Source organism: Pseudomonas sp. PAGU 2196 (assembly GCF_022179005.1).
GTDB lineage: Bacteria > Pseudomonadota > Gammaproteobacteria > Pseudomonadales > Pseudomonadaceae > Aquipseudomonas > Aquipseudomonas kermanshahensis.
In genome coordinates, this window is sequence record NZ_BNTL01000004.1 from 71,996 (window position 1) to 98,505 (window position 26,510).

At 63.2% G+C, this 26,510-nt stretch carries 23 protein-coding genes; 15 read left to right on the top strand and 8 right to left on the bottom strand.

Going from position 1 to position 26,510, the window contains the following annotated elements; genetic code table 11:
• The first annotated feature begins 215 nt into the window (after positions 1–215).
• The 3 genes from MFF34_RS04765 to cysB all read left to right on the top strand — a co-directional run bounded on the left by MFF34_RS04765 (position 216) and on the right by cysB (position 2,870).
• The gene (locus MFF34_RS04765) at positions 216–1,163 is read left to right on the top strand and encodes a putative 2-dehydropantoate 2-reductase (RefSeq protein ID WP_238210606.1); all 948 of its coding nucleotides are present in this window, start codon (positions 216–218) and stop codon (positions 1,161–1,163) included.
• 105 nt (positions 1,164–1,268) lie between these two features.
• Positions 1,269–1,766, top strand: a complete 498-nt coding sequence (locus tag MFF34_RS04770; RefSeq protein WP_027593929.1) for a universal stress protein — start codon at positions 1,269–1,271, stop codon at positions 1,764–1,766.
• A gap of 129 nt (positions 1,767–1,895) precedes the next feature.
• Entirely contained in the window at positions 1,896–2,870 is a 975-nt protein-coding gene (gene cysB / locus MFF34_RS04775) for an HTH-type transcriptional regulator CysB (RefSeq protein WP_027593928.1), read from the top strand.
• A gap of 55 nt (positions 2,871–2,925) precedes the next feature.
• Here cysB and MFF34_RS04780 read toward each other — a convergent pair whose 3' ends face one another.
• From MFF34_RS04780 to MFF34_RS04800, 5 genes are all read right to left on the bottom strand, one after another.
• The gene (locus tag MFF34_RS04780; protein ID WP_238210614.1) at positions 2,926–3,660 is read right to left on the bottom strand and encodes a phosphoadenylyl-sulfate reductase; all 735 of its coding nucleotides are present in this window, start codon (positions 3,658–3,660) and stop codon (positions 2,926–2,928) included.
• Positions 3,661–3,764: 104 nt separating this feature from the next.
• Positions 3,765–5,108, bottom strand: coding sequence for an aminodeoxychorismate synthase component I (gene pabB, locus MFF34_RS04785; RefSeq protein ID WP_238210616.1), 1,344 nt, complete (start codon positions 5,106–5,108; stop codon positions 3,765–3,767).
• Positions 5,109–5,329: 221 nt separating this feature from the next.
• The gene (locus tag MFF34_RS04790) at positions 5,330–6,310 is read right to left on the bottom strand and encodes an alpha-L-glutamate ligase-like protein (protein ID WP_099429926.1); all 981 of its coding nucleotides are present in this window, start codon (positions 6,308–6,310) and stop codon (positions 5,330–5,332) included.
• Positions 6,310–7,845, bottom strand: coding sequence for an inactive transglutaminase family protein (locus MFF34_RS04795; protein ID WP_027593924.1), 1,536 nt, complete (start codon positions 7,843–7,845; stop codon positions 6,310–6,312). Before MFF34_RS04795 ends, MFF34_RS04790 begins: the two co-directional genes overlap by 1 nt.
• A gap of 5 nt (positions 7,846–7,850) precedes the next feature.
• Positions 7,851–8,387, bottom strand: coding sequence for an ATP-dependent zinc protease (locus tag MFF34_RS04800; RefSeq protein WP_027593923.1), 537 nt, complete (start codon positions 8,385–8,387; stop codon positions 7,851–7,853).
• 293 nt (positions 8,388–8,680) lie between these two features.
• On the opposite strand from MFF34_RS04800, the gene MFF34_RS04805 reads away from it, so the two are divergent.
• From MFF34_RS04805 to prpD, 6 genes are all read left to right on the top strand, one after another.
• Positions 8,681–9,397 carry a GntR family transcriptional regulator gene (locus MFF34_RS04805; RefSeq protein WP_027593922.1) on the top strand — a complete coding sequence of 239 codons (717 nt, stop codon included), beginning with the start codon at positions 8,681–8,683 and terminating at the stop codon, positions 9,395–9,397.
• Complete coding sequence (prpB, locus tag MFF34_RS04810) at positions 9,394–10,284, top strand: methylisocitrate lyase (RefSeq protein ID WP_027593921.1); 891 nt, start codon at positions 9,394–9,396, stop codon at positions 10,282–10,284. Before MFF34_RS04805 ends, prpB begins: the two co-directional genes overlap by 4 nt.
• Positions 10,285–10,458: 174 nt before the next feature.
• Positions 10,459–11,586, top strand: a complete 1,128-nt coding sequence (prpC, locus tag MFF34_RS04815) for a 2-methylcitrate synthase (RefSeq protein ID WP_238210618.1) — start codon at positions 10,459–10,461, stop codon at positions 11,584–11,586.
• Between the two features lie 165 nt (positions 11,587–11,751).
• Entirely contained in the window at positions 11,752–14,340 is a 2,589-nt protein-coding gene (gene acnD, locus MFF34_RS04820) for a Fe/S-dependent 2-methylisocitrate dehydratase AcnD (RefSeq protein ID WP_238210619.1), read from the top strand.
• A gap of 163 nt (positions 14,341–14,503) precedes the next feature.
• Positions 14,504–15,694 carry a 2-methylaconitate cis-trans isomerase PrpF gene (prpF, locus tag MFF34_RS04825; RefSeq protein ID WP_238210621.1) on the top strand — a complete coding sequence of 397 codons (1,191 nt, stop codon included), beginning with the start codon at positions 14,504–14,506 and terminating at the stop codon, positions 15,692–15,694.
• 68 nt (positions 15,695–15,762) lie between these two features.
• A complete protein-coding gene (gene prpD, locus MFF34_RS04830; protein WP_238210630.1) occupies positions 15,763–17,247 on the top strand; it encodes a 2-methylcitrate dehydratase in 1,485 nt (494 codons plus the stop codon).
• 208 nt (positions 17,248–17,455) lie between these two features.
• On the opposite strand, the gene acnB is transcribed toward prpD, so the two are convergent.
• Positions 17,456–20,065, bottom strand: a complete 2,610-nt coding sequence (acnB, locus tag MFF34_RS04835; protein WP_099429920.1) for a bifunctional aconitate hydratase 2/2-methylisocitrate dehydratase — start codon at positions 20,063–20,065, stop codon at positions 17,456–17,458.
• 404 nt (positions 20,066–20,469) lie between these two features.
• Between acnB and MFF34_RS04840 the strand changes: the two genes are divergently transcribed.
• Positions 20,470–20,949, top strand: coding sequence for a DUF1289 domain-containing protein (locus MFF34_RS04840; protein ID WP_238210798.1), 480 nt, complete (start codon positions 20,470–20,472; stop codon positions 20,947–20,949).
• A gap of 120 nt (positions 20,950–21,069) precedes the next feature.
• On the opposite strand, the gene queD is transcribed toward MFF34_RS04840, so the two are convergent.
• A complete protein-coding gene (queD, locus tag MFF34_RS04845; protein ID WP_033699061.1) occupies positions 21,070–21,426 on the bottom strand; it encodes a 6-carboxytetrahydropterin synthase QueD in 357 nt (118 codons plus the stop codon).
• 134 nt (positions 21,427–21,560) lie between these two features.
• On the opposite strand from queD, the gene MFF34_RS04850 reads away from it, so the two are divergent.
• From MFF34_RS04850 to MFF34_RS04870, 5 genes are all read left to right on the top strand, one after another.
• Positions 21,561–21,869 carry a PepSY domain-containing protein gene (locus MFF34_RS04850; RefSeq protein ID WP_238210641.1) on the top strand — a complete coding sequence of 103 codons (309 nt, stop codon included), beginning with the start codon at positions 21,561–21,563 and terminating at the stop codon, positions 21,867–21,869.
• Positions 21,869–22,183, top strand: a complete 315-nt coding sequence (locus tag MFF34_RS04855) for a PepSY domain-containing protein (RefSeq protein ID WP_238210643.1) — start codon at positions 21,869–21,871, stop codon at positions 22,181–22,183. The genes MFF34_RS04850 and MFF34_RS04855 overlap by 1 nt, the downstream gene beginning before the upstream one ends.
• Complete coding sequence (locus MFF34_RS04860) at positions 22,184–22,852, top strand: response regulator transcription factor (RefSeq protein ID WP_027593911.1); 669 nt, start codon at positions 22,184–22,186, stop codon at positions 22,850–22,852.
• Positions 22,849–24,168 carry a sensor histidine kinase gene (locus MFF34_RS04865; RefSeq protein WP_238210645.1) on the top strand — a complete coding sequence of 440 codons (1,320 nt, stop codon included), beginning with the start codon at positions 22,849–22,851 and terminating at the stop codon, positions 24,166–24,168. The genes MFF34_RS04860 and MFF34_RS04865 overlap by 4 nt, the downstream gene beginning before the upstream one ends.
• A 284-nt stretch (positions 24,169–24,452) precedes the next feature.
• Positions 24,453–25,610 (top strand): HPP family protein, encoded by a 1,158-nt coding sequence (locus MFF34_RS04870; RefSeq protein ID WP_238210658.1) that lies wholly within the window; start codon positions 24,453–24,455, stop codon positions 25,608–25,610.
• Here the strand turns inward: MFF34_RS04870 and MFF34_RS04875 are convergent.
• The gene (locus MFF34_RS04875) at positions 25,584–26,450 is read right to left on the bottom strand and encodes a LysR family transcriptional regulator (RefSeq protein WP_238210667.1); all 867 of its coding nucleotides are present in this window, start codon (positions 26,448–26,450) and stop codon (positions 25,584–25,586) included. The genes MFF34_RS04870 and MFF34_RS04875 overlap by 27 nt on opposite strands.
• Positions 26,451–26,510 lie beyond the last annotated feature (60 nt).

Sequence of the window (26,510 nt, forward strand, 5' to 3'; positions counted from 1 at the left end):
ACGGGTGCCGGCCGCCAGCAATCCCCGTGCGGCCCAGCAGCAAGAATGTTCGCAGCGGGGAGCCGAACCTTAGCGCGTTACAGGTGGCGCGACAATGGGCTTTGGCCCGTCAGGGCAGGGATTTTCCCGTGCTGGCGGCGCCGTTGCGCGATTGGGGTGCCCAGCGGGCCGGAACCGGTGTAAAAAAGCGCTCTGACATTTACCTGGAGATCGGCATGCATCCGCGCAAACCACGTATCGGGATCATCGGCAGTGGTGCCATCGGCGGCTTTTATGGGTTGATGCTGGCGCGGGCCGGTTTCGACGTGCACTTTCTACTGCGCAGCGAATACGAGGTGGTGCGCGACCAGGGGCTGGTGCTTGAAAGTGCTGTGCATGGCGCGTTGCAGATGCAGGTTCAGGCGTATGCCAATGTTGCCGACATGCCGCAGTGCGACTGGCTGCTGGTGGGCGCCAAGGCCACCAGCAACGACCAGCTGGCGCCGCTGATCGTGCAGGCCGCTGCACCTGACGCACGCGTGGTGCTACTGCAGAATGGCCTGGGTGTGGAGGAGCAACTGCGTCCGGCATTGCGCGACGACATGCACCTGCTCGGCGGCCTGTGCTTCATTTGCGTCAATCGCCAGGCCCCGGGGGTGATCCGCCATCAGGCACTGGGTGCGGTCAACCTGGGCTATCACAGTGGGCCGGCAAGCGAGGGTGGTGCTGCGCTGGTCAAGGAGGGGGCAGGGCTGTTCCAGGCGGCGGGTATCGATTCGCAGGCCATGGACAACCTGAGCCAGGCCCGTTGGCAGAAGCTGGTGTGGAACGTGCCGTATAACGGGCTTTCGGTGTTGCTCGGCGCCAGCACCGCGCCGCTGATGGCCGACCCGCATAGCCGGGCGCTGATCCAGGCGTTGATGGACGAGGTGGTGCAAGGCGCTGCAGCGTGTGGCCATGTACTGCCCGAGGGGTATGCCGAGCATCTGTTCCAGGTCACCGAACGGATGCCCGACTACTGGCCAAGCATGTACCACGACCATGCCCAGCAGCGCCCGCTGGAGCTTCAGGCCATTTATGGCGAGCCGCTGGCGCGCGCACGGGCGGCGGGCTGCAGCTTGCCGCGCATGGAGATGCTGTGCCAGGCGCTGTCATTCATCAGCCGCGATACACGCCCCATCTGACGCCTCCTGCGGCCCGCGCTAGCAGCACGCCGGACGGCAAAGCGTGCTTGCGGCGCGCTGCTAAGCTGAAGCTTGCTCTGCCGCAGCGGCAGTCGAGGAGGTCGAATGATCCGCTCCATGCTGTACGCCACCGACCTCGGTGTCTACGCCCCTTTTGTCATGCAGCACGCCCTGGCATTGGCGCGCACGTTCAATGCGGAGTTGTATGTGATTCACGCCGTGGAGCCCATGGGCCAGTTCGCCGAGTCGCTGCTGCAAAGCTATCTCGATGAGCAGACGCTCGACCAGTTGCACAGCCAGGGCGTCAACACGGTCATGGCCAATATCGAACAGCGCGTGCTGGAAAATTTTCGCGATGAACTGGGCGAGGAGGCGGACCTTGCGGTCATCAAGGCGGTGCGTGTGCGCCAGGGTGACCCTGCCCAGGTCATACTCGACCAGGCGCAGCGCTTGAGCGTCGATTTGCTGATTTTCGGAAGCCACAGTGCCGGTGCGGGCGTTGATGTGCCGCTGGGGCGAACGGCGGTGCGGTTGCTGCAGTTGTCGCCTGTGCCGGTGTATATGGTGCCGCTTGCACAGCACCTGGGACGTAGGAAAACGTGAAGCTGGCCGTGGGCTATTACTGGGGCGCGTGTAACAAAATAGTTCTAGATTTATTTCCAGAACCACTAATATAGTTATATATCGTCGCTGCCTGCTGCCGCTGACTCACCGCTGAACCGAGGGAAACCTATGAAGCTTCAACAACTGCGCTACATCTGGGAAGTGGCGCACCACGACCTCAACGTCTCCGCGACGGCGCAGAGCCTGTATACCTCCCAGCCAGGTATCAGCAAGCAGATCCGTTTGCTCGAAGATGAGCTGGGCGTTGAAGTCTTTGCCCGCAGCGGCAAGCACCTGACCCGTGTCACGCCGGCAGGTGAGCGCATCATCAATACCGCTGGCGAAATCCTGCGCAAGGTCGAGAGCATCAAGCAGATCGCCCAGGAATTCTCCAACGAGAAGAAGGGCACCCTGTCCATCGCCACCACCCACACCCAGGCCCGTTACGCGCTGCCGCCGGTGATTAGCAGCTTCATCAAGCAGTACCCGGAAGTGGCCCTGCACATGCACCAGGGCTCGCCGATGCAAATTGCCGAGATGGCCGCTGATGGCACTGTCGATTTCGCCATCGCCACCGAGGCGCTGGAGTTGTTCGGCGACCTGATCATGATGCCGTGCTACAAGTGGAACCGCTGCGTGGTGGTTCCGCAGGGGCACCCGCTGACCAAACTGCCAAAGCTGACCCTGGAAGCCGTTGCCGAGTACCCGATCGTCACTTACGTGTTCGGTTTTACCGGCCGTTCCAAGCTGGACGAAGCCTTCAACCATCGCGGCCTGACGCCGAAAGTGGTGTTTACCGCCGCCGACGCCGACGTGATCAAGACTTACGTGCGCCTGGGTCTGGGTGTGGGCATCGTGGCCAAGATGGCCGTTGACACCAAGCTCGACAGCGACCTGGTGGCCCTGGATGCCAGCGAACTGTTCGAGGCCAGCATCACCAAGATCGGCTTCCGCCGTGGCACCTTCCTGCGCGGCTTCATGTGCGACTTCATCGAGAAGTTCGCCCCGCACCTGACCCGCGAAGTGATGGCCAAAGCCATTCAGTGCCATAACAAGCAAGAGCTTGAAGAGCTGTTCGAAGGCGTCGAGCTGCCGGTGCACTAAGCCGTTCGAGCATGAAAAAACCGGCCCAGTGGGCCGGTTTTTCTTTACCTGTCGATCAGCCCTTGCTGATCAGGTTGCCGGCGTGCAGGCCGCATTCCTTCTGGGTCGACTCTTCCCACCACCAGCGGCCTTCGCGCTCGTGCTGGTTCGGCAGCACCGGGCGTGTGCACGGTTCGCAGCCAATGCTGATGAAGCCGCGCTCGTGCAGGCTGTTGTAGGGCAGCTCGAGCATGCGGATGTAGCCCCACACTTCTTCGCTGCTCATCTGTGCCAGCGGGTTGAACTTGTACAAGGTGCGCTCGGGGGTAGAGAAGGCGCTGTCGATCTCCAGTGCCGCTACCTGGCTACGCGTGCCTGGGCTCTGGTCGCGACGCTGGCCGGTGGCCCAGGCGCTTACCGTGGCCAGTTTGCGGCGCAGGGGTTCGATCTTGCGGATGCCGCAGCACTCGCCGTGGCCGTCCTTGTAGAAGCTGAACAGGCCCTTTTCCTTGACGAACGGGTCGAGCTTGCTGCGATCCGGGCTGAGGATCTCGATCGGCAGGTTGTACTGCTCGCGGACCTGGTCGATGAAGCGGTAGGTCTCTGGGTGCAGGCGGCCGGTGTCGAGGCTGAAGACCTTGACCTGTTTGTTCAGCTTCCAGGCCATGTCGACCAGCACCACATCCTCGGCGCCGCTGAAGGAGATCCACAAGTCGTCGCCGAAATGCTCGAAGGCGAGTTTCAGGATGTCTTGCGGGGACTTGTTGGCATAGGTCGCGGCGAGGGCGGCGACGTCGAAGGGTTGGCTCATCAGGCGGTTTCCATCTTGGCTGTGGCGCTGTGCGCTCGTAATGAGGTGATGGTAACAAAAAATGCTGGGTTAGACGCCTGGCATAAAGGCCTTGTGGCGCCGAATCAGAGCTGTTGCAAGGTCTCCATCAGCACCCGCACCTTGGCAATCGATTCTTCGTATTCCGACGCCCAGTCGGAGTCCGCCACTACTGCGCCGCCGCCCCAGCAACTGGCTTGGCCGTCCTTGATCAGCACACTGCGGATGGCGATGGAGCTGTCCATCTCGCCGCGCACATCCACATACAGCAACGAGCCGCAATACAGTGCACGGCGGCTGGGCTCCAGTTCGTCGATGATCTGCATGGCGCGGATCTTCGGCGCCCCGGTGATCGAGCCGCCGGGGAAGCTGTCGCCGATCAGGTCGAGTGGGTCCTTGTCGGTGGCCAATTGCCCGGTAATGCTGCTGACCAGGTGGTGAACGTTGGGGTAGCTTTCCAGGCTGAACAACTCGGGCACCTTGACCGAGCCGATCTGGCAGGTACGGCCCAGGTCGTTGCGCAGCAGGTCGACGATCATCAGGTTTTCCGAGCGGTCCTTGGGGCTGTGCAGCAGCTCTTCGGCGTTGCGGGCGTCCTGGTCGGGGTTGCTTGAGCGTGGCCGGGTACCCTTGATCGGGCGAGTCTCGACCAGCCCCTGGCTGACGCGAATGAACCGCTCCGGCGAGAAGCTCAGCAGTGCGCTGCCATCGGCCAGTTGCTGGTAACCGGAGAATGGCGTCGGGCACGCTTTGCGCAGCGCCTGATAGGCGCGCCACGGGTCGCCCTGGCACGGTGCGCGGAAGCGTTGTGTCAGGTTGATCTGGTAGCAATCGCCGGCCTGAATGTAGCGTTGCACCTGGTCGAACGCTGCTTGGTAGTGCTCGGGCTTCAAGTCGCCGGTCATGTTGGCCAGCAGGTGGAAATCGCCAGTTGCAGCACAATCGGGGGCTTCGAACAGGGCAATCAGGCGCACGCGCTCAGCGCTTGCCAGGCTCGGGTGGAACACCAACTGGCTGGTTGCCAGCGTGTGGTCGGTCACCAATGCCCAGCGGTAAAGGCCAAGTTGCGCATCGGGCAGGCCGAGGTCATCGATGGCCAGGCTGGGCAGGTTTTCCAGGCGCCGGCCGAAGTCGTAGCTGAGGTAGCCGATCAGGCCGCCGGCAAACGGCAGTTCCACTCCAACCGGCAAGTCGGCGTGGCCCAGTTGCGCCAGCCCTGCGCGCAGCCGTTGCAGGAAGGTGCGGCCGTCCTCGTCTGCGTGGGCTTGCAGGTGTTGCACGGGCCAGGCGCTGAGCAAGTCGAAGCGGCCGCGTTCGGCACCGGGGCGGGCACTGTCGAGCAGAATCGCGCCGGGCGCCTGGCGCAGGCGGGCGAAATAGGCGGCAGGGTCAGGCTGGTAGGGCAGGGGGTGGAGCGTACAGGTCGGCATCAGTGTGGACGGCGATGTAAAAGCGAGGAGGGCGATTGTAGACCTGTGTAGGAAATGCGCCTAGCGCTGGAACGACATTCAAACGTTGTGTTGAAGCCGAGGGCTGCTTTGCAGCCCATTCGCGGGTCAAGCCCGCTCCCACAAATACGGTGTTGCGCTCAAGCTGTGGGAGCGGGCTTGCCCCGCCAATGGCTCGCGAAGCGGGCCCCGTCGTTACTGACTCAGCGCGGATGCACGTGCCCGAACAGCCCTTGCGAGACACGAACGCGCTGTTCGGCATCCTCGGTCACACCGTCCTTGGCCAGCGCCTCGATGTGCGCCTCGATGGCGTGGGTGCGCTGGGTCAGCCCGCAGTCGTTGGCAATCTGGATGTTCAGGCCTGGGCGGGCGTTGAGTTCCAGAATCAGTGGGCCCTTTTCCTGGTCCAGCACCATGTCCACACCGATGTAGCCCAGGCCGCACAGCTCGTAGCAGCCGGCCGCAAGCTTCATGAAGCCGTCCCAGTTTGGCAGTTGCACGCCGTCCACGGCGTTGGTGGTGTCCGGGTGCTTGCTGATGATGTTGTTCAGCCAGGTGCCGCGCAGGGTCACCCCCGTGGCCAGGTCGACACCCACGCCAATGGCGCCCTGGTGCAGGTTGGCCTTGCCGCCGGACTGGCGGGTCGGCAGGCGCAGCATGGCCATGACCGGGTAGCCCATCAGCACGATGATGCGGATGTCCGGCACGCCTTCGTAGCTGATGCTCTTGAAGATCTGGTCCGGCGTTACCCGGTACTCGATCAGCGCCCGGTCGCGGTGGCCACCCAGCGAGTACAGGCCGGTAAGGATGCTCGAGATCTGGTGCTCGATTTCCTCGTGGCTGATGATCTTGCCCGACACCGTGCGGTAGCGGTCCTCGAAGCGGTCGGCGATCACCAGGATGCCGTCACCGCCGGCGCCTTGCGCCGGCTTGATGACGAAGTCACTGCGCCCGCCGATGATCTGGTCGAGCTTCTCGATCTCTTTCTCGGTCTCGATGACGCCGTACATTTCCGGCACATGGATGCCGGCCGCGAGCGCGCGCTCTTTGGTGATGATCTTGTCGTCGACGATCGGGTACAGGTGGCGCTTGTTGTACTTCAGGACATAGTCCGCGTTGCGCCGGTTGATACCCATGATGCCCCGGGCCTCCAGGGCTTTCCAGGTCTTGATCAGTCCGAACATCAGGCATCAGCCTTCTTCAGGAACGCCTTGAAGCGAACGAGCTCGGTCAGGCGGTAGCCGCGGTAGCGACCCATCGCCAGCATGAAGCCCACCAGAATCAGCAGCACCGCCGGGAAGGTGAAGACGAAGTACACCAGCTCCGGCACCATCATCAGCAGGTGCGCGACGGACGCTGCGAACAGGGTGCCGATGGCCACTTTCATGGCATGGCCACCGCCGCGCTCTTCCCAGGTGATCGACAGGCGTTCGATGGTCATGGTCAGGATCACCATCGGGAACAACGCCACCGACAACCCGCGCTCCAGGCCCAGCTTGTGGCTGAACAGGCTGATGGCGGCGATCAGCACCACCACGAAGGTCAGCACCACCGACAGGCGTGGCAGCATCTGCAGCTTGAGGTGTTCGAGGTACGAGCGCAGTGACAGGCCCAGGGCCGTGATCACCGTGAACAACACGATCCCGAAGCCCAGTTGGGTCTCGCGGAAGGCCAGGGCGATCAGTACTGGGGTGAAGGTACCCAGGGTCTGCAGGCCGATCAGGTTGCGCAGCACCAGGATCACCAGCACGCCGATCGGGATCATCACCATGATCATGAAGGTCTGCTGGGTCTGCAGCGGCAGGCCGTACAGCGAGTACTCGAGGAAGTCGGCGTCGGTGTTCTCGTCGGTCAGCTTGGCCAGGCGGATGGCGTTCATCTCGCTGTTGTTCATGCTGAAGGTGACGTTGGCTTTCTTGCCGCCATCGACGGTGATCAGGTTGTCATCACCGGTCCACCACAGCAGGCGGTCGTTGGGCAGGCCCTGCTCGCCGGTGTCCGGGTTGAAGTACAACCAGTCGTTGCCGTTGAAGCTGCGCAGCCACAGCTCTGGGGTCTGCGGGGTGTCGGCGACCAGGCGGATGGTGTGGACCTTTTCCATCGGCACGTGGGCGATGGACAACAGCAGGTCGATGACCTGGGCCTTCTTCATGGCCGAGGTGTCGCCGGCCAGCAGCAGCTTGACGTTGTCGTCGTTGAGGTTGTTGACCCGCTTGATGGTCTCGCTGACGAAGGTTTCGACGTCGGCCGAATGCTGGCGGATAGGCGCCATCAGGGCTTCGGCGGCGATCTTCTCGGGGCCGTCGACTGCCAGGCTGTCACGGAAGGTCGGGCCCTTGATGGTGGTCTTTTCGTTGCTGTAGCGCTTGGTCAGCACCAGGCGGTAGTAAAGCGTCTGGTTGCCGCTGGCGCGGCGTGCCGACCAGGTCACCTTGCGGTTGCCGTCGGCACGGTTGACGCTCACCCCATAGTTGTTGGAGATGAAGCTCTCGTTGAGGCTGACGTAGTCGCGGTTCAGTGGCGGCACGAACATCTGCACCTTGACCGGGTCCTTGGTGCTGGCCACGAACTCGACCTTGGCGTCGATATTCCACAGGTCGTCGGTTTCGTCTTCGGTCACCGGGATGCCGAGGAAGAAGATCTGATAAGCGGTGACCGCCACGCCCAGCAGCACCAGGACGGTGATCAGGACTTTCAGATGGAGGGTAAGAGAGCGCATCGGGATTACTCTGCTTTAGGAGCGTCGGTGGCACAGGCAGGTTTGCCGGCCGCGTATTTAAGGCTTGGGTCGACCAGCGCGTCGAAGTGCTTGAGCGCCTCGGAGCCGATCAGCAGCGGGAACTGGAACGCGCTGCGGTCGGTGAGGTTGACTTCGATGGTGCGCAGGGCCTGGCCCATGCAGATTTCGAGTTCGATGACCGGGCGCGCGGTGTAGGCCTTGCCCGATTCGGCATCGTAGTCGCCTGCCCGTCGCTTGATCTTGCTGACGCGCGCGAGGGGGCGTTCGATCGGGTGCGAGTGGGCGGCATCGATGGCCAGGTAGAAACGCACCCAGCTCTCGCCGTTGCGCTTGAAGCGCTTGATGTCGCGGGCGCTGAGCGAGGCGGTCTTGGCACCGGTGTCGAGCTTGGCGGCCACTTCCAGGTCCAGGTCGCCCAGCTTTGCGTATTCGTTGAGACCGTACACGGTCTTGCCCGCCGCTTGGCCGATGGCCGGCAGCAGGGTGAGGCATAGCAGCAATAAAACGGGTGTAAGTCTCATAATCCTGGCGCGGTACTGTGCAGGGTTCGGGGCAAGGCGACTGGCAACGACTGCGCAAGCTTCCTCGTTCATCTGTCAACAACATGAATAGATGACAGACACGCTATCCATACTCCGTCGGAGGCGCGGCATTCTATCACGCCGACGTCTTGACGCCAGCGCGTCGCGATCTGACAGCGGCGGGGCAGGGTTAGTTCGTTATTAGACGATTGTCGACAATGTTCATTTTGTCTTTGACTGATAGCGCTTAATTAGCTAATTTCTGGCCATGTGATTATCAGGGTGTCGACAATATGCTGGACCTATCCACTCCCAGCCCAGCGTTGGCGGACGAAACGGAAACCTTGTCCGAAAACGTCTTTCGGCGCATCCAAGCGGCCATCGTCAAGGGCGACATCGCCCCGGGCAGCAAGATCTCCGAGCCGGAGCTGGCGCGGACCTACGGCATCAGCCGCGGGCCGCTGCGCGAGGCCATCCACCGCCTCGAAGGCCAGCGCCTACTGGTGCGCGTGCCGCATGTCGGGGCGCGGGTGGTGTCGCTCAACCATGCCGAGCTGATCGAGCTGTACGAAATTCGCGAATCGCTCGAAGGCATGGCCTGCCGCCTGGCCGCCGAGCGCATGAGCCAGGCCGATATCGACGAACTGCGCCGGGTGCTCGACACCCATGAGCGCGATGCGGCGTTCCAGGCGGGTGTCGGCTACTACCAGCAGGAAGGTGACTACGACTTCCACTACCGGATCATCCAGGGCAGCGGCAACCAGACCCTGGTCAAGATGCTGTGTGGCGAGCTGTACCAGCTGGTGCGCATGTACCGCATACAGTTCTCCGCCACGCCCAATCGGCCACGCCAGGCGTTTGCCGAACACCACCGGATTCTCGATGCCATCGCCGACCGTGACGGTGAACTGGCTGAACTCCTGATGCGCCGCCACATCGGCGCGTCCAAACGCAACATCGAGCGTCACTACCTGGACGCCAACGACAATAGCCCACGAGGTGATTCATGACTGTGAAGAGCACGCCCGGCCAACGTTTCCGCGACGCGGTTGCCGCCGAACATCCCTTGCAGGTAGTCGGCGCCATCAACGCCAACCATGCCCTGCTGGCCAAGCGCGCCGGCTTCAAGGCCATCTACCTGTCCGGTGGCGGCGTGGCCGCAGGCTCCCTGGGCCTGCCGGACCTGGGTATCAGCGGCCTGGACGATGTGCTCACCGATGTGCGCCGCATCACCGACGTCTGCGACGTGCCGCTGCTGGTGGATGTCGACACCGGTTTCGGTGCCTCGGCGTTCAACGTGGCGCGTACCGTGCGCTCGATGAGCAAGTTCGGCGCAGCTGCGATCCACATCGAAGACCAGGTTGGCGCCAAGCGATGTGGCCACCGCCCGAACAAGGAAATCGTCACCCAGCAGGAAATGGTCGACCGTATCAAGGCCGCCGTCGATGCCCGTACCGATGACAGCTTCGTGATCATGGCGCGCACCGATGCCCTGGCCGTCGAAGGCCTGAATGCTGCGCTGGACCGTGCCGCAGCGTGCGTCGAGGCCGGCGCCGACATGATCTTCCCGGAGGCCATTACCGAGCTTTCGATGTACAAGACCTTCGCTGACCGCGTGCAAGCGCCGATTCTGGCCAACATCACTGAATTCGGCGCCACCCCGCTGTACACCACCGAAGAGTTGGCGTCGGTCGACGTGTCGCTGGTGCTGTACCCGCTGTCGGCATTCCGCGCCATGAACAAGGCGGCCGAGAATGTCTACACCGCGCTGCGTCGTGACGGCACCCAGAAGAACGTGGTCGACACCATGCAGACCCGCATGGAGCTCTACGATGCCATTGGTTACCACGCCTTCGAGCAGAGCCTCGATGCGTTGTTTGCCCAGAAGAAAGGATAAGTGACCGCCTGTGCTGGCCCTTTCGCGGGACAAGCCCGCTCCCACAGGTACAGCGCAAGTTTCAAAAGCTGTGTTGGACCTGTGGGAGCGGGCTTGTCCCGCGAAGAGGCCGGTACAGGCAAACCGAATTAGCCAGCAAGAAATCCATAACAAATTCAAGAAAGGAGAAACACCATGGCCGAAGCAAAAGTACTCAGTGGCGCAGGCCTGCGTGGCCAGGTGGCCGGCCAGACCGCACTGTCGACCGTTGGCCAGGCCGGTGCCGGCCTGACCTACCGTGGCTACGACGTCCGTGACCTGGCGGCCGGTGCTGAATTCGAAGAAGTGGCCTACCTGCTGCTGTACGGCGAGCTGCCGACCCAGGCCGAGCTGGCTGACTACAAGCGCAAGCTGAAGGGCCTGCGTGACCTGCCGCAAGCCCTCAAGGAAGTGCTCGAGCGCATCCCGCGCGACGCCCACCCGATGGACGTGATGCGCACCGGCTGCTCGGTGCTGGGCACCCTAGAGCCCGAACTCACCTTCGAAGCCCAGCACGACAAGACCGACCGCCTGCTGGCGCTGTTCCCGGCCGTGATGTGCTACTGGTACCGCTTCACCCACCATGGCGTGCGCATCGACTGCACCAGCGATGAAGACACCCTCGGCGGGCATTTCCTGCACCTGCTGCACGGCAAGAAGCCGAGCGAGTTGCATGTCAAGGTGATGAACGTGTCGCTGATCCTCTACGCGGAGCACGAATTCAACGCCTCGACCTTCACCGCACGCGTCTGCGCTTCGACCCTGTCCGACCTGTACTCCTGCGTCACCGCCGCCATCGGCTCGCTGCGTGGCCCGCTGCACGGCGGTGCCAACGAAGCGGCGATGGAGCTGATCGAACGCTTCCAGAGCCCGCAGGACGCCACGGCCGAGCTGCTCAAGATGCTGGAGCGCAAGGACAAGATCATGGGCTTTGGCCATGCCATCTACAAAGAGTCCGACCCGCGCAACGAGGTGATCAAGGGCTGGTCGAAGCAACTGGCTGACGAGGTCGGTGACAAGGTCCTGTACCCAGTGTCCGAAGCCATCGACAAGACCATGTGGGAGCAGAAGCGCCTGTTCCCTAACGCCGACTTCTACCATGCGTCGGCGTACCACTTCATGGGCATTCCGACCAAGCTGTTCACCCCGATCTTCGTCTGCTCGCGCCTGACCGGCTGGGCGGCGCACGTGTTCGAACAGCGTGCCAACAACCGCATCATCCGCCCGAGCGCCGAGTATGTCGGCGTCGAACAGCGCCAGTTCGTGCCGATCGAGCAGCGCTGAGTTGCAGACCGCTGGGGCTGCTTCGTAGCCCTTTCGCGACGCAAGGCCGCTCCCACAAGGAGAGCGCTAAACCCATGTGGGAGCGGCCTTGTGTCGCGAAAGGGGCGCACAGCGCCCCCATGGACTTAACTGCCACCGACTACCGTGACCGAGCCTGATAACTATATGAACACCGCATTCCGCAAGCACCTGCCAGGCACCGACCTGGACTACTTCGATGCCCGCGCGGCAGTCGAGGCTATCAAGCCCGGCGCCTACGACGGGTTGCCCTACACCTCGCGCGTGCTCGCCGAAAACCTGGTGCGCCGCTGCGGCCCTGCCACCCTCGACGCCTCGCTCAGCCAGCTGATCGAGCGCAAGCGCGACCTCGACTTCCCGTGGTTCCCGGCGCGCGTGGTGTGCCACGATATCCTCGGCCAAACCGCCCTGGTCGACCTCGCCGGCCTGCGTGACGCCATTGCCGACAAGGGCGGCGACCCGGCCCAGGTCAACCCGGTGGTGCCGGTGCAGTTGATCGTCGACCACTCCCTGGCGGTCGAGTGCGGTGGTTTCGACCCGCAGGCGTTCGAGAAAAACCGTGCCATCGAAGACCGCCGTAACGAAGACCGTTTCCACTTCATCAACTGGACCAAGAAGGCGTTCAAGAACGTCGACGTGATCCAGCCGGGCAACGGCATCATGCACCAGATCAACCTGGAGAAGATGTCACCGGTGATCCACAGCGACCGCGGCGTGGCCTACCCGGACACCTGCGTTGGCACCGACAGCCACACCCCGCATGTCGACGCCCTGGGCGTGATCGCCATTGGTGTCGGCGGCCTGGAAGCCGAGAACGTGATGCTCGGCCGTGCCTCGTGGATGCGCCTGCCGGAAATCGTCGGCGTCGAGCTGACCGGCAAGCTGGCACCGAACATCACCGCCACCGACCTGGTGCTGGCCCTGACCGAGTTCCTGCGTAAACAGAAAGTCGTCGGCGCCTACCTCGAGTTCCATGGCGAGGGAGCCCGTGCCCTGACCCTGGGCGACCGCGCGACCATCTCCAACATGGCCCCTGAATACGGCGCCACTGCAGCGATGTTCGCCATCGACCAGCAGACCATCGACTACCTCAAGCTGACCGGTCGCGAAGAGCAGCAGGTCAAGCTGGTGGAAACCTATGCCAAGGCCACCGGCCTGTGGGCCGACAGCCTGGCCGGCGCCGTCTACGAGCGTACCCTGAGCTTCGACCTGTTGAGCGTGGTGCGCAACATGGCCGGCCCGTCCAACCCGCATGCCCGCGTGGCCACCAGCGACCTGGCGGCCAAGGGCATCGCCGGGGCCTGGGAAGATGTCCCGGGGCAAATGCCGGACGGCGCGGTCATCATCGCCGCCATCACCAGTTGCACCAACACCAGCAACCCGCGCAACGTGATCGCTGCGGGCCTTTTGGCACGCAATGCCAACAAGCTGGGCCTGACGCGCAAACCCTGGGTCAAATCCTCGCTGGCGCCAGGTTCCAAGGCTGTGCAGCTGTACCTGGAAGAAGCAGGGCTTGAGAAAGAGCTGGAGCACCTGGGCTTTGGCATCGTCGCTTTCGCCTGCACCACCTGCAACGGCATGTCCGGTGCGTTGGACCCGGTGATCCAGCAAGAGATCGTCGAGCGTGACCTGTATGCCACTGCGGTGTTGTCGGGTAACCGCAACTTCGACGGGCGCATCCACCCTTACGCCAAGCAGGCGTTCCTGGCTTCGCCGCCGCTGGTGGTGGCCTACGCCATCGCCGGGACCATCCGGTTCGACATCGAGAAAGACGTGCTGGGCGTGGTCGACGGCAAGGAAATCCGCCTCAAGGATATCTGGCCGAGCGATGAAGAAATCGACGCCGTGGTGCGTGCCTCGGTCAAGCCGGAGCAGTTCCGCAAGGTCTACATTCCGATGTTCGCCATCGAGGAAGACCGTGGGCCGAAGGTGGCGCCGCTGTACGCCTGGCGCCCGATGAGCACCTATATCCGCCGTCCGCCGTACTGGGAAGGTGCCTTGGCCGGTGAGCGCACCCTGCGTGGCATGCGCCCGCTAGCAGTGCTGCCGGACAACATCACCACCGATCACCTGTCACCGTCCAACGCCATCATGATGGACAGCGCGGCGGGTGAGTACTTGGCGAAAATGGGCCTGCCGGAGGAGGACTTCAACTCCTACGCCACCCACCGTGGCGACCACCTGACCGCCCAGCGCGCCACCTTTGCCAACCCCAAGCTGTTCAACGAAATGGTGCGCAAGGATGACGGCAGCGTGAAGCAGGGTTCGTTGGCGCGCATCGAGCCGGAAGGCAAGGTGACCCGCATGTGGGAGGCGATCGAGACCTACATGGAGCGCAAGCAGCCGCTGATCATCGTCGCCGGTGCCGACTACGGCCAGGGCTCGTCCCGTGACTGGGCGGCCAAGGGCGTGCGCCTGGCGGGTGTCGAGGCGATCGTGGCCGAAGGCTTCGAACGCATTCACCGCACCAACCTGGTCGGCATGGGCGTGCTGCCGCTGGAGTTCAAGCCGGGTACGGACCGCAACACCCTGGGTCTGGATGGCAGTGAGACCTATGATGTGCTTGGTGAGCGCAAGCCGCGTGCAACGCTGACGCTGGTGGTTACCCGTCGCAATGGCGAGCGGGTCGAGGTGCCGGTGACCTGCCGGCTGGATACCGCCGAGGAAGTGTCGATCTACGAGGCGGGCGGGGTGCTGCAGCGCTTTGCCCAAGACTTCCTCGAAGCTTCTGCTTGAGTTTTTGGGGCTGCCTTGCAGCCCATTCGCGGGGCAAGCCCGCTCCCACAGGGTAAGTGTGGCGCTGCCGGTTTGCACTGTACCTGTGGGAGCGGGCTAGCCCCGCGAATGGGTCGCGTAGCGGCCCTAGGGTTATTGCATATTCAAACAGGACACTTAAGCAATGGCACACGCACCACAAATCAAGATCCCCGCCACCTACATCCGTGGCGGTACCAGCAAAGGCGTATTCTTCCGCCTGGACGACCTCCCCGAGCCGGCGCAGATCCCAGGCCCAGCCCGCGATGCGCTGCTGTTGCGGGTGATCGGCAGCCCCGACCCCTACGGCAAGCAGATCGATGGCATGGGCGGCGCGACCTCGAGCACCAGTAAAACGGTGATCCTCTCGCGCAGCATCAAGCCCGAACACGACGTCGACTATCTGTTTGGCCAGGTCAGCATCGACAAGGCCTTCGTCGACTGGAGCGGTAACTGCGGCAACCTGTCTGCCGCAGTCGGTTCCTTCGCCATCAGCAGCGGCCTGGTCGACCCGGCGCGGGTGCCGCGTAACGGCATCGCCACCGTACGTATCTGGCAAGCCAACATCGGCAAGACCATCATCGCCCATGTGCCGATCACCGAAGGTGAAGTACAGGAAACCGGTGATTTCGAGCTCGACGGCGTGACCTTCCCGGCGGCCGAGGTTCAGCTGGAATTCCTGGACCCAGCTGCCGATGAAGAGGGCGCAGGTGGGTCGATGTTCCCTACCGGCAACCTGGTAGATGACCTGGAAGTGCCAGGGGTTGGCACGTTCAGGGCAACCCTGATCAATGCGGGTATCCCGACCATCTTCGTCAATGCCAGCGATATCGGCTACACCGGCGCCGAGCTGCAGGACGCGATCAACGGAGACCCGCAAGCGCTGCTGCGCTTCGAGGCAATCCGTGCCTATGGCGCCGTGCGCATGGGCCTGATCGAGCATGTCGACCAGGCGGCCGGGCGTCAGCACACGCCGAAAGTGGCCTTCGTCGCGCCACCGAGCACCTACACTGCGTCCAGTGGCAAGGTGGTTGCGGCGGCTGACATCGACCTGTTGGTGCGTGCATTGTCCATGGGCAAGCTGCACCACGCGATGATGGGCACTGCCGCGGTCGCTATCGGTACCGCTGCCGCCATCCCAGGCACGCTGGTCAACCTCGCCGCCGGCGGGCGCGAGCGCAGTGCCGTACGGTTCGGTCACCCTTCAGGCACCCTGCGGGTTGGCGCCGAAGCGCGTCAGGTGAAGGGCGAATGGACGGTGACCAAGGCAATCATGAGCCGCAGTGCTCGCGTGCTGATGGAAGGCTGGGTGAGGGTGCCTGGCGATAGCTTCTGACGCACCACTGGCGCTCGGCGTTCGATGACTGGGGCTGCCAGGCAGCCCCACAATCACAGGAGCTGCAAATGAGCGCCAACGTGGACCTTAACCAGCGCCCGGACTACGACCGGGTGCTGCAAACCCTCGCCAACTACGTCCTCACCTACCGGGTCGAATCCCCGGAGGCACTGGACACCGCGCGCAACTGCCTGATGGACACCCTAGGCTGCGGCCTGCTGGCCCTGCGCTTCCCCGAATGCACCAAACACCTCGGCCCGTTGGTGGAAGGCACGGTGGTGCCGAATGGCGCCCGCGTGCCCGGCACCGCCTACCGCCTCGATCCGGTCAAAGCCGCCTGGGACATCGGCTGCATCGTGCGCTGGCTGGACTACAACGACACCTGGCTGGCCGCCGAGTGGGCGCACCCTTCAGACAACCTCGGCGGCATTCTGGCCGTGGCCGATCACCTGTCGCAAAAACACGTAGCAAAGGGTGAAAGCCCACTGCTGATGCGCGAAGTGCTCGAAGCCATGGTTATGGCGCACGAGATCCAGGGCGTGTTGGCGCTGGAGAATTCGTTCAATCGCGTGGGCCTGGACCACGTGATCCTGGTCAAGGTGGCCTCCACGGCCGTGTGCGCCAAGCTGATGGGGGCCAGCCGCGAGCAACTGCTGTCGGCATTGTCGCATGCCTTTGTCGATGGCCAGGCGCTGCGTACCTACCGCCATGCACCCAACGCAGGCTCGCGCAAGTCTTGGGCTGCTGGCGATGCGTCCAGCCGGGGTGTGCGCCTGGCCGATATCGCGCTGCGTGGCGAGATGGGTGTGCCTGGCGTGCTCACGGCGCCGCAATGGGGCTTCTATGACGTGTCATTCAGTCATACCAACAAGGACCTGGCGCTCAAGCCCTCTGCCCAGCAGGAGCTGCGCCTGCCACAGCCCTTGGCCAGCTATGTGATGGAGAACGTGCTGTTCAAAGTCAGTTTCCCGGCCGAGTTCCATGCCCAGACGGCCTGTGAAGCCGCCGTCCTGCTGCACCCGCAGGTGCGCAATCGCCTGCATGAGGTGGACCGTATTGTCATTACCACGCAGGAGTCGGCAATTCGCATCATCTCCAAGGTCGGCCCACTGGCCAATGCCGCTGACCGTGATCACTGCCTGCAGTACATGGTGGCGGTGCCGCTGATTTTTGGCCATCTGGTGGCCGAGCATTACGAGGATGTCTTCCACGCTGCCCACCCGAGTATCGACCGCTTGCGCGACAAGATGGAGGTGGTCGAGGACCCGCGCTTCACCCGTGAATACCTGGAGGCTGACAAGCGTTCGATCGCCAACGGCTTGCAGGTGTTTTTCAAGGATGGCAGCAGCACCGAGCAGGTCGTGGTGGAGTACCCGGTCGGGCACAGGCGTCGGCGTGGGGAGGGCATACCGTTGCTGGAGGCGAAGTTCAGGGAGAACCTGGCGACGCGGTTTGCGCGGCAGCGGTGTGAGGCGATTTTCGAGCTGTGCGAGGATCAGCAAAAGCTGGAAGCGACGGCGGTGCACAGGTTTGTGGATTTGTTCGTGATTTGAGGTTGCCAGTGCGCTCCTCTTCGCGGGGCAAGCCCGCTCCCACAGGGGCCGAGCAAACCTTGACTGCCCCCAGAAAATTGGATGGGTGTCCAACTTCTTGGGGACAGTCCAAACCCGTGGGAGCGGGCTTGCCCCGCGAAGAGGCCCGAGAGGGCAATAAAAAACCCCGGCATTTCTGCCGGGGTTTTTTCTTACAGCTTACTGCTGATTACGCCTGAACAACCGGGATCTTGGCGTTGGCCGCAGCCTCGCGGAACTCGGCGATCTGGTCGAAGCTCAGGTAGCGGTAGACGTCGGCAGCCATGCTGTCGATGTCCTGCGCGTACTGCATGTACTCTTCGACAGTCGGCAGTTTGCCGATGATCGAAGCGACAGCAGCCAGCTCGGCCGATGCCAGGTACACGTTGGTGGCGTCGCCCAGACGGTTCGGGAAGTTACGGGTCGAGGTAGAAACCACGGTCGAACCGGTCTGCACACGTGCCTGGTTACCCATGCACAGCGAGCAGCCTGGCATTTCCATGCGCGCACCGGCTTTGCCGTAGATACCGTAGTAGCCTTCTTCGGTCAGCTGGTGAGCGTCCATCTTGGTTGGCGGAGCCAGCCACAGACGGGTCGGAATGCCACCCTTGACCTTCTCCAGCAGCTTGCCGGCTGCGCGGAAGTGGCCGATGTTGGTCATGCACGAACCGATGAACACTTCGTCGATTTTCTCGCCCTGTACCGAAGACAGCAGGCGGGCATCGTCCGGGTCGTTCGGCGCGCAGAGCACAGGCTCTTTGACGTCGGCCAGGTCGATTTCGATGATTTCGGCGTATTCGGCATCGGCGTCGGCCGACAGCAGCTCAGGCTTGGCCAGCCAGGCTTCCATGGCCTGGGCGCGACGCTCCAGGGTGCGGGCATCGCCGTAGCCTTCGCCGATCATCCAGCGCAGCAGGGTGATGTTGGAAGTCAGGTACTCGGCGATGGCCTTTTCTGGCAGCTTGATGGTGCAACCGGCAGCCGAACGTTCTGCCGAGGCGTCGGACAGTTCGAACGCTTGCTCGACGGTCAGTTCGTCCAGGCCTTCGATTTCCAGGATGCGGCCGGAGAAGGCGTTTTTCTTGCCCTTCTTCTCGACGGTCAGCAGGCCCTTCTGGATGGCGTAGTAAGGGATGGCATGAACCAGGTCACGCAGGGTGATGCCAGGTTGCAGCTTGCCCTTGAAACGCACCAGGATCGACTCTGGCATGTCCAGCGGCATGACGCCGGTGGCGGCAGCGAAGGCCACCAGGCCGGAACCGGCCGGGAACGAGATGCCGATCGGGAAGCGGGTGTGCGAGTCGCCACCGGTGCCGACGGTGTCAGGCATCAGCATGCGGTTCAGCCAGCTGTGGATGATGCCGTCGCCTGGGCGCAGCGACACGCCGCCACGGGTGCGGATGAAGTCTGGCAGAGTGTGGTGGGTGGTGACGTCGATCGGCTTCGGATAGGCGGCAGTGTGGCAGAACGACTGCATGACCAGGTCAGCGGAGAAGCCCAGGCACGCCAGGTCTTTCAGCTCGTCGCGGGTCATCGGGCCAGTGGTGTCCTGGGAACCGACGGTGGTCATCTTCGGCTCGCAGTAGGCACCTGGGCGCACGCCCTGGCCTTCTGGCAGGCCGCACGCACGGCCGACCATCTTCTGCGCCAGGGTGAAGCCCTTGGTCGAAGCGGCAGGCTGTTCCGGTTTCTTGAACAGGTCGACAGGGCCCAGGCCCAGCTCGGCGCGGGCTTTATCGGTCAGGCCACGGCCAACGATCAGCGGGATACGACCACCTGCGCGGACTTCGTCCAGCAGCACTTCGGTTTTCAGCTCGAAGTTGGTGACCAGTTCGTCGCTGCCGTGACGGCGCACTTCACCTTTGAACGGGTAGACGTCGATGACGTCGCCCATGGCCAGGTTGGTGCAGTCGAACTCGATCGGCAGGGCGCCGGCGTCTTCCATGGTGTTGTAGAAGATCGGGGCGATCTTGGTGCCGAAGCAGAAGCCACCGGCGCGCTTGTTCGGCACGTACGGAATGTCGTCACCGAAGAACCACAGCACCGAGTTGGTGGCGGATTTACGCGAAGAGCCGGTACCGACCACGTCACCCACGTAGGCAACTGGGAAGCCTTTGGCCTTGACCGCTTCGATCTGGGCCAGAGGGCCGACCGAACCTGGCTGCTGTGGCTCGATGCCGTCACGGGCCATTTTCAGCATGGCCAGGGCGTGCAGCGGGATGTCAGGGCGCGACCAGGCGTCCGGGGCAGGAGACAGGTCGTCGGTGTTGGTTTCGCCAGGCACCTTGAACACGGTCAGGGTGTACTTGTCGGCGATGGCCGGACGCGAGGTGAACCACTCGCCGGCAGCCCAGGACTCGAGCACGGCCTTGGCGTGGACGTTGCCCGCCTTGGCTTTTTCGGCCACGTCGTGGAAGGCATCGAACATCAGCAGGGTGTGCTTGAGCTTTTCGGCCGCGACGGCGCCCAGTTCGGCGTCATCCAGCAGCGCGACCAGCGTTTCGATGTTGTAGCCGCCCTGCATGGTGCCCAGCAGCTCGGTGGCGAGCTTGCGGTCGATCAGCGGGGATTTGGTTTCGCCCTTGGCCACGGCGGACAGGAAGGCAGCCTTGACATAGGCAGCTTCGTCGACCCCTGGCGGTACACGGTTGGTGATCAGGTCTACGAGGAAGGCTTCTTCGCCGGCCGGCGGGTTTTTCAGCAGCTCGACCAGGCCTGCAGTTTGTTCGGCGTTCAGCGGCTGGGGCACGATACCCAGGGCGGCACGCTCTTCGATGTGTTTGCGGTAGGCTTCAAGCACAGTTATTACCCTCATCAGTGGTCCCTAAAGGGAGTCCGGGACGCTCATCCAGCATTCCCTGCACCCATGCGCAATGACGGCTTCTTGGGCCGCCCAGCCAGGGTCGCAGAGAATCCTTACAGAAGCTGCTTTCAAAGTTTTACGCCTGCAGAACGGGGAGCTGATGAGGGCTGGCACGGGCATGCGAGGGTGCATGGCCCGGGCCAACGCCGTTCTACCGGATTAACTGTGCTCGTGACGCTTTGAAAACAGCTTCCAACGGACATTGTTGCCTTGAAAAGGCCGGATGATTCTACGGCAAAAAAAGCCTGAAGGTAAGGCGGCGAAGATGACTTTAACGAGTGACCCTGGTTAGACAAAGGGCTAACATGGGCCCGTGTTCCACCGCCAAGCCGTTGTTTTTCATGTCCAACAAGTCCATCAAGACACCTTGCGTCGGCCTGTGCTCCACGGTGTACGGAGACACGGTATGCCGTGGCTGCAAGCGTTTTCACCACGAAGTGATCAACTGGAACGGCTACGACGATGCGCAGAAGCGTGCCGTGTGGCTGCGTCTGGAGCAATTGCTGGTGCAGGTGATGATGGCCAAGCTGGAAGTCTTCGACAAAAGTCTGCTGCGCCTGCAGTTGGAGCAGCGCTCCATCCGTTTCGTCGAGCAACAGTCGGAATATTGCTGGGCCTACCAGTTGATCGCCCGTGGGGCCCGGATGATCCGTGATCTGGAGGCTTACGGCATGGTATTGCTGCCGGAGTTTCGAGGTTGGGAGTTGCCGCAACTGCGCGACGCCATCGACCGCGAGTTCTTTCTACTGTCCGAGGCGCATTACCAGCGGTATATCGCCCCGAGCTTCTTGCGCGATGCCCTGGAGAATGGGAACGGCTGAGATTTCACTGGCCTCTTCGCGGGGCAAGCCCGCTCCCACAAGTGCCCCACACTATTCAGAATTTGCGGGGCACGTGTGGGAGCGGCCTTGCCCCGCGAAGAGGCCGGAAAACTTCTCGGCTCAGTCGCCGGTATATTCGCACCCGCTGGTGCAGGTCTCGTGAATGCGCACCTTCGACAGCTCTGGCAGCAACGGCTTGACCTGCTCCCAGATCCACTTGGCGATCACTTCGCTGGTGGGGTTTTCAAGGCCTGGAATGTCATTCAGGTAGTTGTGGTCCAGCTGTTCGTAGATCGGCTTGAAGATCGCCTTGATCTCGGAAAAATCACGAATCCACCCGGTGTGCGGGTCAAGTGGGCCGGTCAGGTGCAGGCCGACCTTGAACGAGTGACCATGCAGGCGACCACACTTGTGCCCGGCAGGGACGTGCGGCAGGCGGTGGGCCGATTCGAATGTGAACTCTTTGAAAATTTCCACGCTGTCAGAACTCTGTATGAATCAAGAATGCGCGCAGTTTATCATGGCGCCAGCTGTTTTCAGGTTGAATTAAGGACCGCTGGGTAATCTTAACCCCGTAGACAACTTGAACATCTCTCAGGAGAGAAGACACGATGAAAACCTTGACTGCCCTGTTCACCGCCGCCGCCCTTGCCCTGGGCGCCAATGCCGCTTTCGCCAAGGACGTTCAGCCTGACGAAGTGGTCAAACTGGTCAACGCCAAGACCATCAAGTCGCTGGATGAGCTGAAAGCCACCGCCATGGCCAAGCACCCAGGCGCCACGGTCACCGACTCGGAACTTGAAGACGAATACGGCCGCTACATCTACAAGGTCGAGCTGCGCGACGCACAGAACGTCGAGTGGGACGTCGACCTGGATGCCAAGACCGGTGAAGTACTCAAGGACGCACGAGACAACTGATGATCCCCTTACCGCGGCCGGCGCGATACCTGGCGCTTTCGCTGCTGGCTGTCTGCTCCCTGGCGGCTGCCCGTGATCTGGATCAGGACGAGGCCCTGGCGTTGCGCCAGAAGGGCGTCATCCTGCCGCTCGAGCAGCTGCTGGAAACCGCCCTGGGGCGTTACCCCGGGGCGCGTTTGCTGGAGGCCGAGCTGGAAGAGGACGACGATCGCTACGAATACGAAGTCGAGTTGCTGACTGCCGAAGGTGTGGTCCGCGAAATCAAGCTAGACGCCAGTACCGGTGCCCTGCTCAAAGACGAGGAAGACGACTGAATGCGCCTGTTGCTTGTCGAGGACAATGTCCCGCTGGCCGATGAACTGATCGCCGGCCTGCAGCGCCAGGGCTACGCCGTTGACTGGCTGGCCGATGGCCGCGATGCGGTGTACCAGGGCCAAAGCGAACCCTACGACCTGATTATCCTGGACCTGGGCTTGCCAGGCTTGCCGGGGCTCGACGTGCTGGCCCAGTGGCGTGCCGCTGGCCTGGCCACGCCAGTGCTGGTGCTGACCGCCCGCGGCTCCTGGGCCGAGCGCATCGAAGGCCTCAAGGCCGGTGCCGACGACTACCTGAGCAAACCCTTCCACCCCGAAGAGTTGCAGTTGCGCATCCAGGCGTTGCTGCGCCGTGCCCGTGGCCTGGCCAACCAGCCCACCTTGGAAGCCGCCGGGCTGCACCTGGATGAAAGCCGGCAGTGCGTGAGCCGTGACGGTGTCGATATCCAGCTGACCGCTGCCGAGTTTCGGCTGCTGCGTTATTTCATGCTGCACCCGCAGCAGATCCTGTCCAAGAGCCACCTGGCCGAGCACCTTTACGATGGCGAGACCGAGCGCGATTCCAATGTCCTTGAAGTGCACGTCAACCACCTGCGCCGCAAGTTGGGCCGCAGTGTGATCGAGACGCGCCGCGGGCAAGGCTATATCTACGCCGGGAGCGTCGCGTGAAGTCGATTCAGGCGCGGCTGAGCCTGGGTCTGGTGGCCGTGCTGGTGGTGGTGGGTGTGGTGCTGGCGCAACTCACTCTGTGGCTGTTCGAGGCGGGCCTGCAGCGCTACCTGGAAAACGGTTTGCGCAAGGAAAGCGAGAACCTGCTGGTGGCCTTGGTGCGGGGGCCTTCAGGTTTGCAGTTGGATGAGCGGCGCATTTCTGCGGCCTATCAGCGGCCGTTTTCCGGGTATTACTTTCGCATCGATTTTGACAACGGCACTTGGCGCTCGCGTTCGCTGTGGGACCTGGACATGCCCAAGCCCTCCGCCCCTGGGCTTTCCGATAGCCACGAGCTGGGCCCAGAGGGGCAGCAGTTGCTGGCGCTGCGTGCTGACTATCGCCGTCTAGGCCAGGACATCTCGATCAGCGTGGCGCAGGATTACTCACCGGTGCGTGAAGGCTTCCGGCGCATGCAGCAGATCGGCCTGGGCATGGGGCTGGTGGCGTTGATACTGGTGTTGGTGCTCCAGCGCGTCACGGTTAAGCGCTCATTGCGCCCGCTGGAGCGTGCCCGCCAGCAGATCGCCCAGCTGCAACAAGGGCAGCGCTCGCAACTGGATGCCGAAGTGCCTGTCGAGCTGGCGCCGCTGGTGGGGCAGATCAACCACTTGCTGAGCCACACCGAAGACAGCTTGCGGCGCTCGCGCAATGCCCTGGGCAACCTTGGCCATGCGCTGAAGACGCCGTTGGCGGTCTTGCTGAGCCTGGCGTCCAGCGCGCGCTTGGAGAGCCTGCCCGACGTGCGCGAGCAAATGCGCGCGCAGCTTGAGCACATTCAGCAGCGCCTGGCCCGCGAACTCAACCGCGCTCGCCTGGCGGGTGACGCTTTGCCCGGTGCCCAGTTCGACTGCGATGCCGAATTGCCGGGGCTGTTGGGCACCTTGGGCATGATCCACGGCGAAGGCCTTTTGCTTGAGCGGGACGTACCGCCGGGTCTGCTGTTGCCGTGGGACCGCGAGGACGTTCTGGAGTTGCTGGGCAACCTGCTGGACAACGCTTGCAAATGGGCAGATTGCGAAGTGCGCCTGGGCATTGCACCGAGCGACGGCGGTTACCGGCTGTGGGTCGACGATGATGGCCCAGGTATTCCAGAAAGCCAGCGCCTGCAGGTGCTGGAGCGGGGCTCGCGGCTGGATGAGCAGGTCGATGGGCATGGCCTGGGGCTGGGCATCGTGCGCGATATCGTCGAGGCCTGGGGCGGGCGGCTGGCGCTGCTTCAGAGCCCGTTGGGCGGGTTGCGGGTCAGCATCGACTTGCCGCGCAGGGTTAGATAATGCTGGGGCCGCTTCGCGCCCCTTTCGCGACGCAAGGCCGCTCCCACAGCATTGCCGCAACGGGCCTGTGAGCAGATCACCACTGCAAAAAAATTGCAGTACAGGCGCATTTTTTTGAATTGGCCCTCGCCAATCCCACCCGGCACAATCCCCGCACGAAACTTCCCAGTTTCCATCTCTCCACGGACGGAGCCCCTTGCGCTATTGCTCTGGCAATACAGGGCCCAGGCCAGCGCGGCTGGGCTTTCTTTTTAATCAGAAAAACTACGATTTCGATTATTCACATGCCTGCCTCGCGTTCCGAAAGTCGTCTGCAGCGGCTGTTACCCGCACCCCTGAATATCCCCCCCAAAGAATGGCTGCGCGCAGGTGTTGGCGCCTTGCTTGGCTTGTTCCTGGCCGGCTGGCTGACCAGCATGGCCTATGGCCCTGGCATCGCTTTGCACCTTCTGGGCCCTTTGGCCGCCTCGGCCGTGTTGGTATTTGCCGTGCATTCCGGGCCTTTGGCCCAGCCCTGGCCCGTGCTGGGCAGTTACGCCCTGGCGGGCGCCGTCGGCCTGGCCATGCGCCAGGGTTTCGGGCCCGAACTTTGGGTGGCGGCTGCTGCCCTGGCGCTCTCGGTACTGGTGATGTGCCTGTTGCGCTGCCTGCACCCGCCGGGCGGCGGTGTGGCGGTCAGTGCGGTGCTGGCCGACCCCGGCCTGGCCGGCCTGGGGGATCACCTGCTGGAGCCGGTGCTGCTCAATGCGCTGATTCTGGTGGCAGTGGCAGTGGTCTACAACCGCCTGACTGGCGTGCGTTACCCCAAAGGCACGGCCTCACGCAAAGAGCTGCATCACACCCACGATCCGCTGCCCAGCGAGCGTGTCGGGGTCAGCGGCGCCGACCTGGACCAGGCCCTTGAAGAGCTGGGCGAGTTCGTCGATGTCACCCGGGACGAGCTGGAGCGCATTATCCTCGCCACCGAACAGCATGCCTTGCAGCGCAGCCTGGGCGGTATCACTGCAGCCTCCGTGATGTCGCGCGATGTGCAGTTCGCGTCACCGGACACCACCCTGGAGCAGGCGTGGAAGCTGCTGGCCAGCCACCACCTGAAAACACTGCCGGTGCTGCAGCACGGCAAGCTGGTCGGCATCGTCAGCTTAAGTGACCTGGTAGGGCCGGCCATGCAACGCGGGCGGTTCCGCTGGCGCGGCCTGTTCGGGCGCAAGGCAGTGCGCATGGAGCAGGTGATGAGCCGGCGGGTGGTCAGTGTCAGCAGCCAGCACCCGCTGGAACGCCTGCTGCCCTTGTTGTGCGAGCAAGGGCTGCACTGCCTGCCGGTGCTCGACAATGGCCAGCTGGTCGGGGTGGTCACCCAGACCGACCTGATCGCCGGCCTCAAGCGGCAATTGCTGAGCGCCGCCGGCAGTGCCTCAGATAACCGGGTCCCAGCGCTGTGACCAATCGCTGGCGCCGGCAGCCACCAGCTGGCGAAGTATCGCGAAGGCCTGTTGCAGCGCTTCGCTGTCGCGCTTGCGCGGGTACACCAGAAACGTCGGGTAGGTGAACTCCGGCGCCTGCGGCACGCGCTCGAACACGCCGCTGTCCAGGTAAGCCTGCACCACGCGGGTACGGAAGTAGCCACTGCCGCCCTGGTCGAGGATGAACTGCAGGGCCAGCGGCCCGAGGTTGAAACTCAGTGCCGGGCGCGCGCAGTCGGGCAGGGCGGCGTCGTGTTGGCGGCGGAACGCCTCGCCCCAGTCGATGTAGATGTACGGTTCAGGCTGATCGACCCGGCGCACGCGGATCAGCTTCTCTTCCATCAACTGCTCGACTTGCAGGCCTGGCCCGTAGGTCGGCTGATAGACCAGCGCGGCGTCCAGCAGGCCCATTTCGACCTTGCGCAGCAGCGATTCGCCGTCGCTCACTTCGCTGCGGATGGCATGGCTGGGCAGTTCGCGGTGCAGCGCACTGACCCAATCGAGCATCATCGGGTTGCCCAGGCTCACTTCGCCGCCCACATGCAGTACCTGCTGACAACCTTCGGGCAGCGGCAGGTCGCGGCGCGCCGCTTCCCAGGTCTGCACCAGCTGGTTGGCATAGCTGACGAAGGCCTCACCATCGCTGGTCAGGCTGGCGCCGTTGCGGCTGCGCACGAACAACTGGCAGCCCAGTTGCTGCTCAAGGCGCTGGACCCGCGCCGTGATCGCCGTTTGTGACACGAACAGGCGTTCGGCGGCGGCGACCAGGCTGCCGCAGCGCACGATTTCCAGAAAGGTACGGGCCTGATCAATGTCCATGGGCTGCTCGGTGGCTAAAAGGGGCGGCCTATTCTAGAGGCTTTGCACCGTTATGGGGCG

Coding starts and splice junctions, on each gene's coding strand:
- MFF34_RS04800 (WP_027593923.1), bottom strand. CDS start 8,387: ATGAGACTTACACCCGTTTTATTGCTGCTATGCCTCACCCTGCTGCCG.
- acnD (WP_238210619.1), top strand. CDS start 11,752: ATGAACACCGCATTCCGCAAGCACCTGCCAGGCACCGACCTGGACTAC.
- pabB (WP_238210616.1), bottom strand. CDS start 5,108: ATGCCGACCTGTACGCTCCACCCCCTGCCCTACCAGCCTGACCCTGCC.
- MFF34_RS04860 (WP_027593911.1), top strand. CDS start 22,184: ATGCGCCTGTTGCTTGTCGAGGACAATGTCCCGCTGGCCGATGAACTG.
- MFF34_RS04870 (WP_238210658.1), top strand. CDS start 24,453: ATGCCTGCCTCGCGTTCCGAAAGTCGTCTGCAGCGGCTGTTACCCGCA.
- cysB (WP_027593928.1), top strand. CDS start 1,896: ATGAAGCTTCAACAACTGCGCTACATCTGGGAAGTGGCGCACCACGAC.
- MFF34_RS04850 (WP_238210641.1), top strand. CDS start 21,561: ATGAAAACCTTGACTGCCCTGTTCACCGCCGCCGCCCTTGCCCTGGGC.
- MFF34_RS04790 (WP_099429926.1), bottom strand. CDS start 6,310: ATGTTCGGACTGATCAAGACCTGGAAAGCCCTGGAGGCCCGGGGCATC.
- MFF34_RS04795 (WP_027593924.1), bottom strand. CDS start 7,845: ATGCGCTCTCTTACCCTCCATCTGAAAGTCCTGATCACCGTCCTGGTG.
- MFF34_RS04840 (WP_238210798.1), top strand. CDS start 20,470: ATGTCCAACAAGTCCATCAAGACACCTTGCGTCGGCCTGTGCTCCACG.
- MFF34_RS04765 (WP_238210606.1), top strand. CDS start 216: ATGCATCCGCGCAAACCACGTATCGGGATCATCGGCAGTGGTGCCATC.
- MFF34_RS04780 (WP_238210614.1), bottom strand. CDS start 3,660: ATGAGCCAACCCTTCGACGTCGCCGCCCTCGCCGCGACCTATGCCAAC.
- MFF34_RS04805 (WP_027593922.1), top strand. CDS start 8,681: ATGCTGGACCTATCCACTCCCAGCCCAGCGTTGGCGGACGAAACGGAA.
- prpB (WP_027593921.1), top strand. CDS start 9,394: ATGACTGTGAAGAGCACGCCCGGCCAACGTTTCCGCGACGCGGTTGCC.
- MFF34_RS04855 (WP_238210643.1), top strand. CDS start 21,869: ATGATCCCCTTACCGCGGCCGGCGCGATACCTGGCGCTTTCGCTGCTG.
- prpF (WP_238210621.1), top strand. CDS start 14,504: ATGGCACACGCACCACAAATCAAGATCCCCGCCACCTACATCCGTGGC.
- prpD (WP_238210630.1), top strand. CDS start 15,763: ATGAGCGCCAACGTGGACCTTAACCAGCGCCCGGACTACGACCGGGTG.
- prpC (WP_238210618.1), top strand. CDS start 10,459: ATGGCCGAAGCAAAAGTACTCAGTGGCGCAGGCCTGCGTGGCCAGGTG.
- MFF34_RS04875 (WP_238210667.1), bottom strand. CDS start 26,450: ATGGACATTGATCAGGCCCGTACCTTTCTGGAAATCGTGCGCTGCGGC.
- MFF34_RS04770 (WP_027593929.1), top strand. CDS start 1,269: ATGATCCGCTCCATGCTGTACGCCACCGACCTCGGTGTCTACGCCCCT.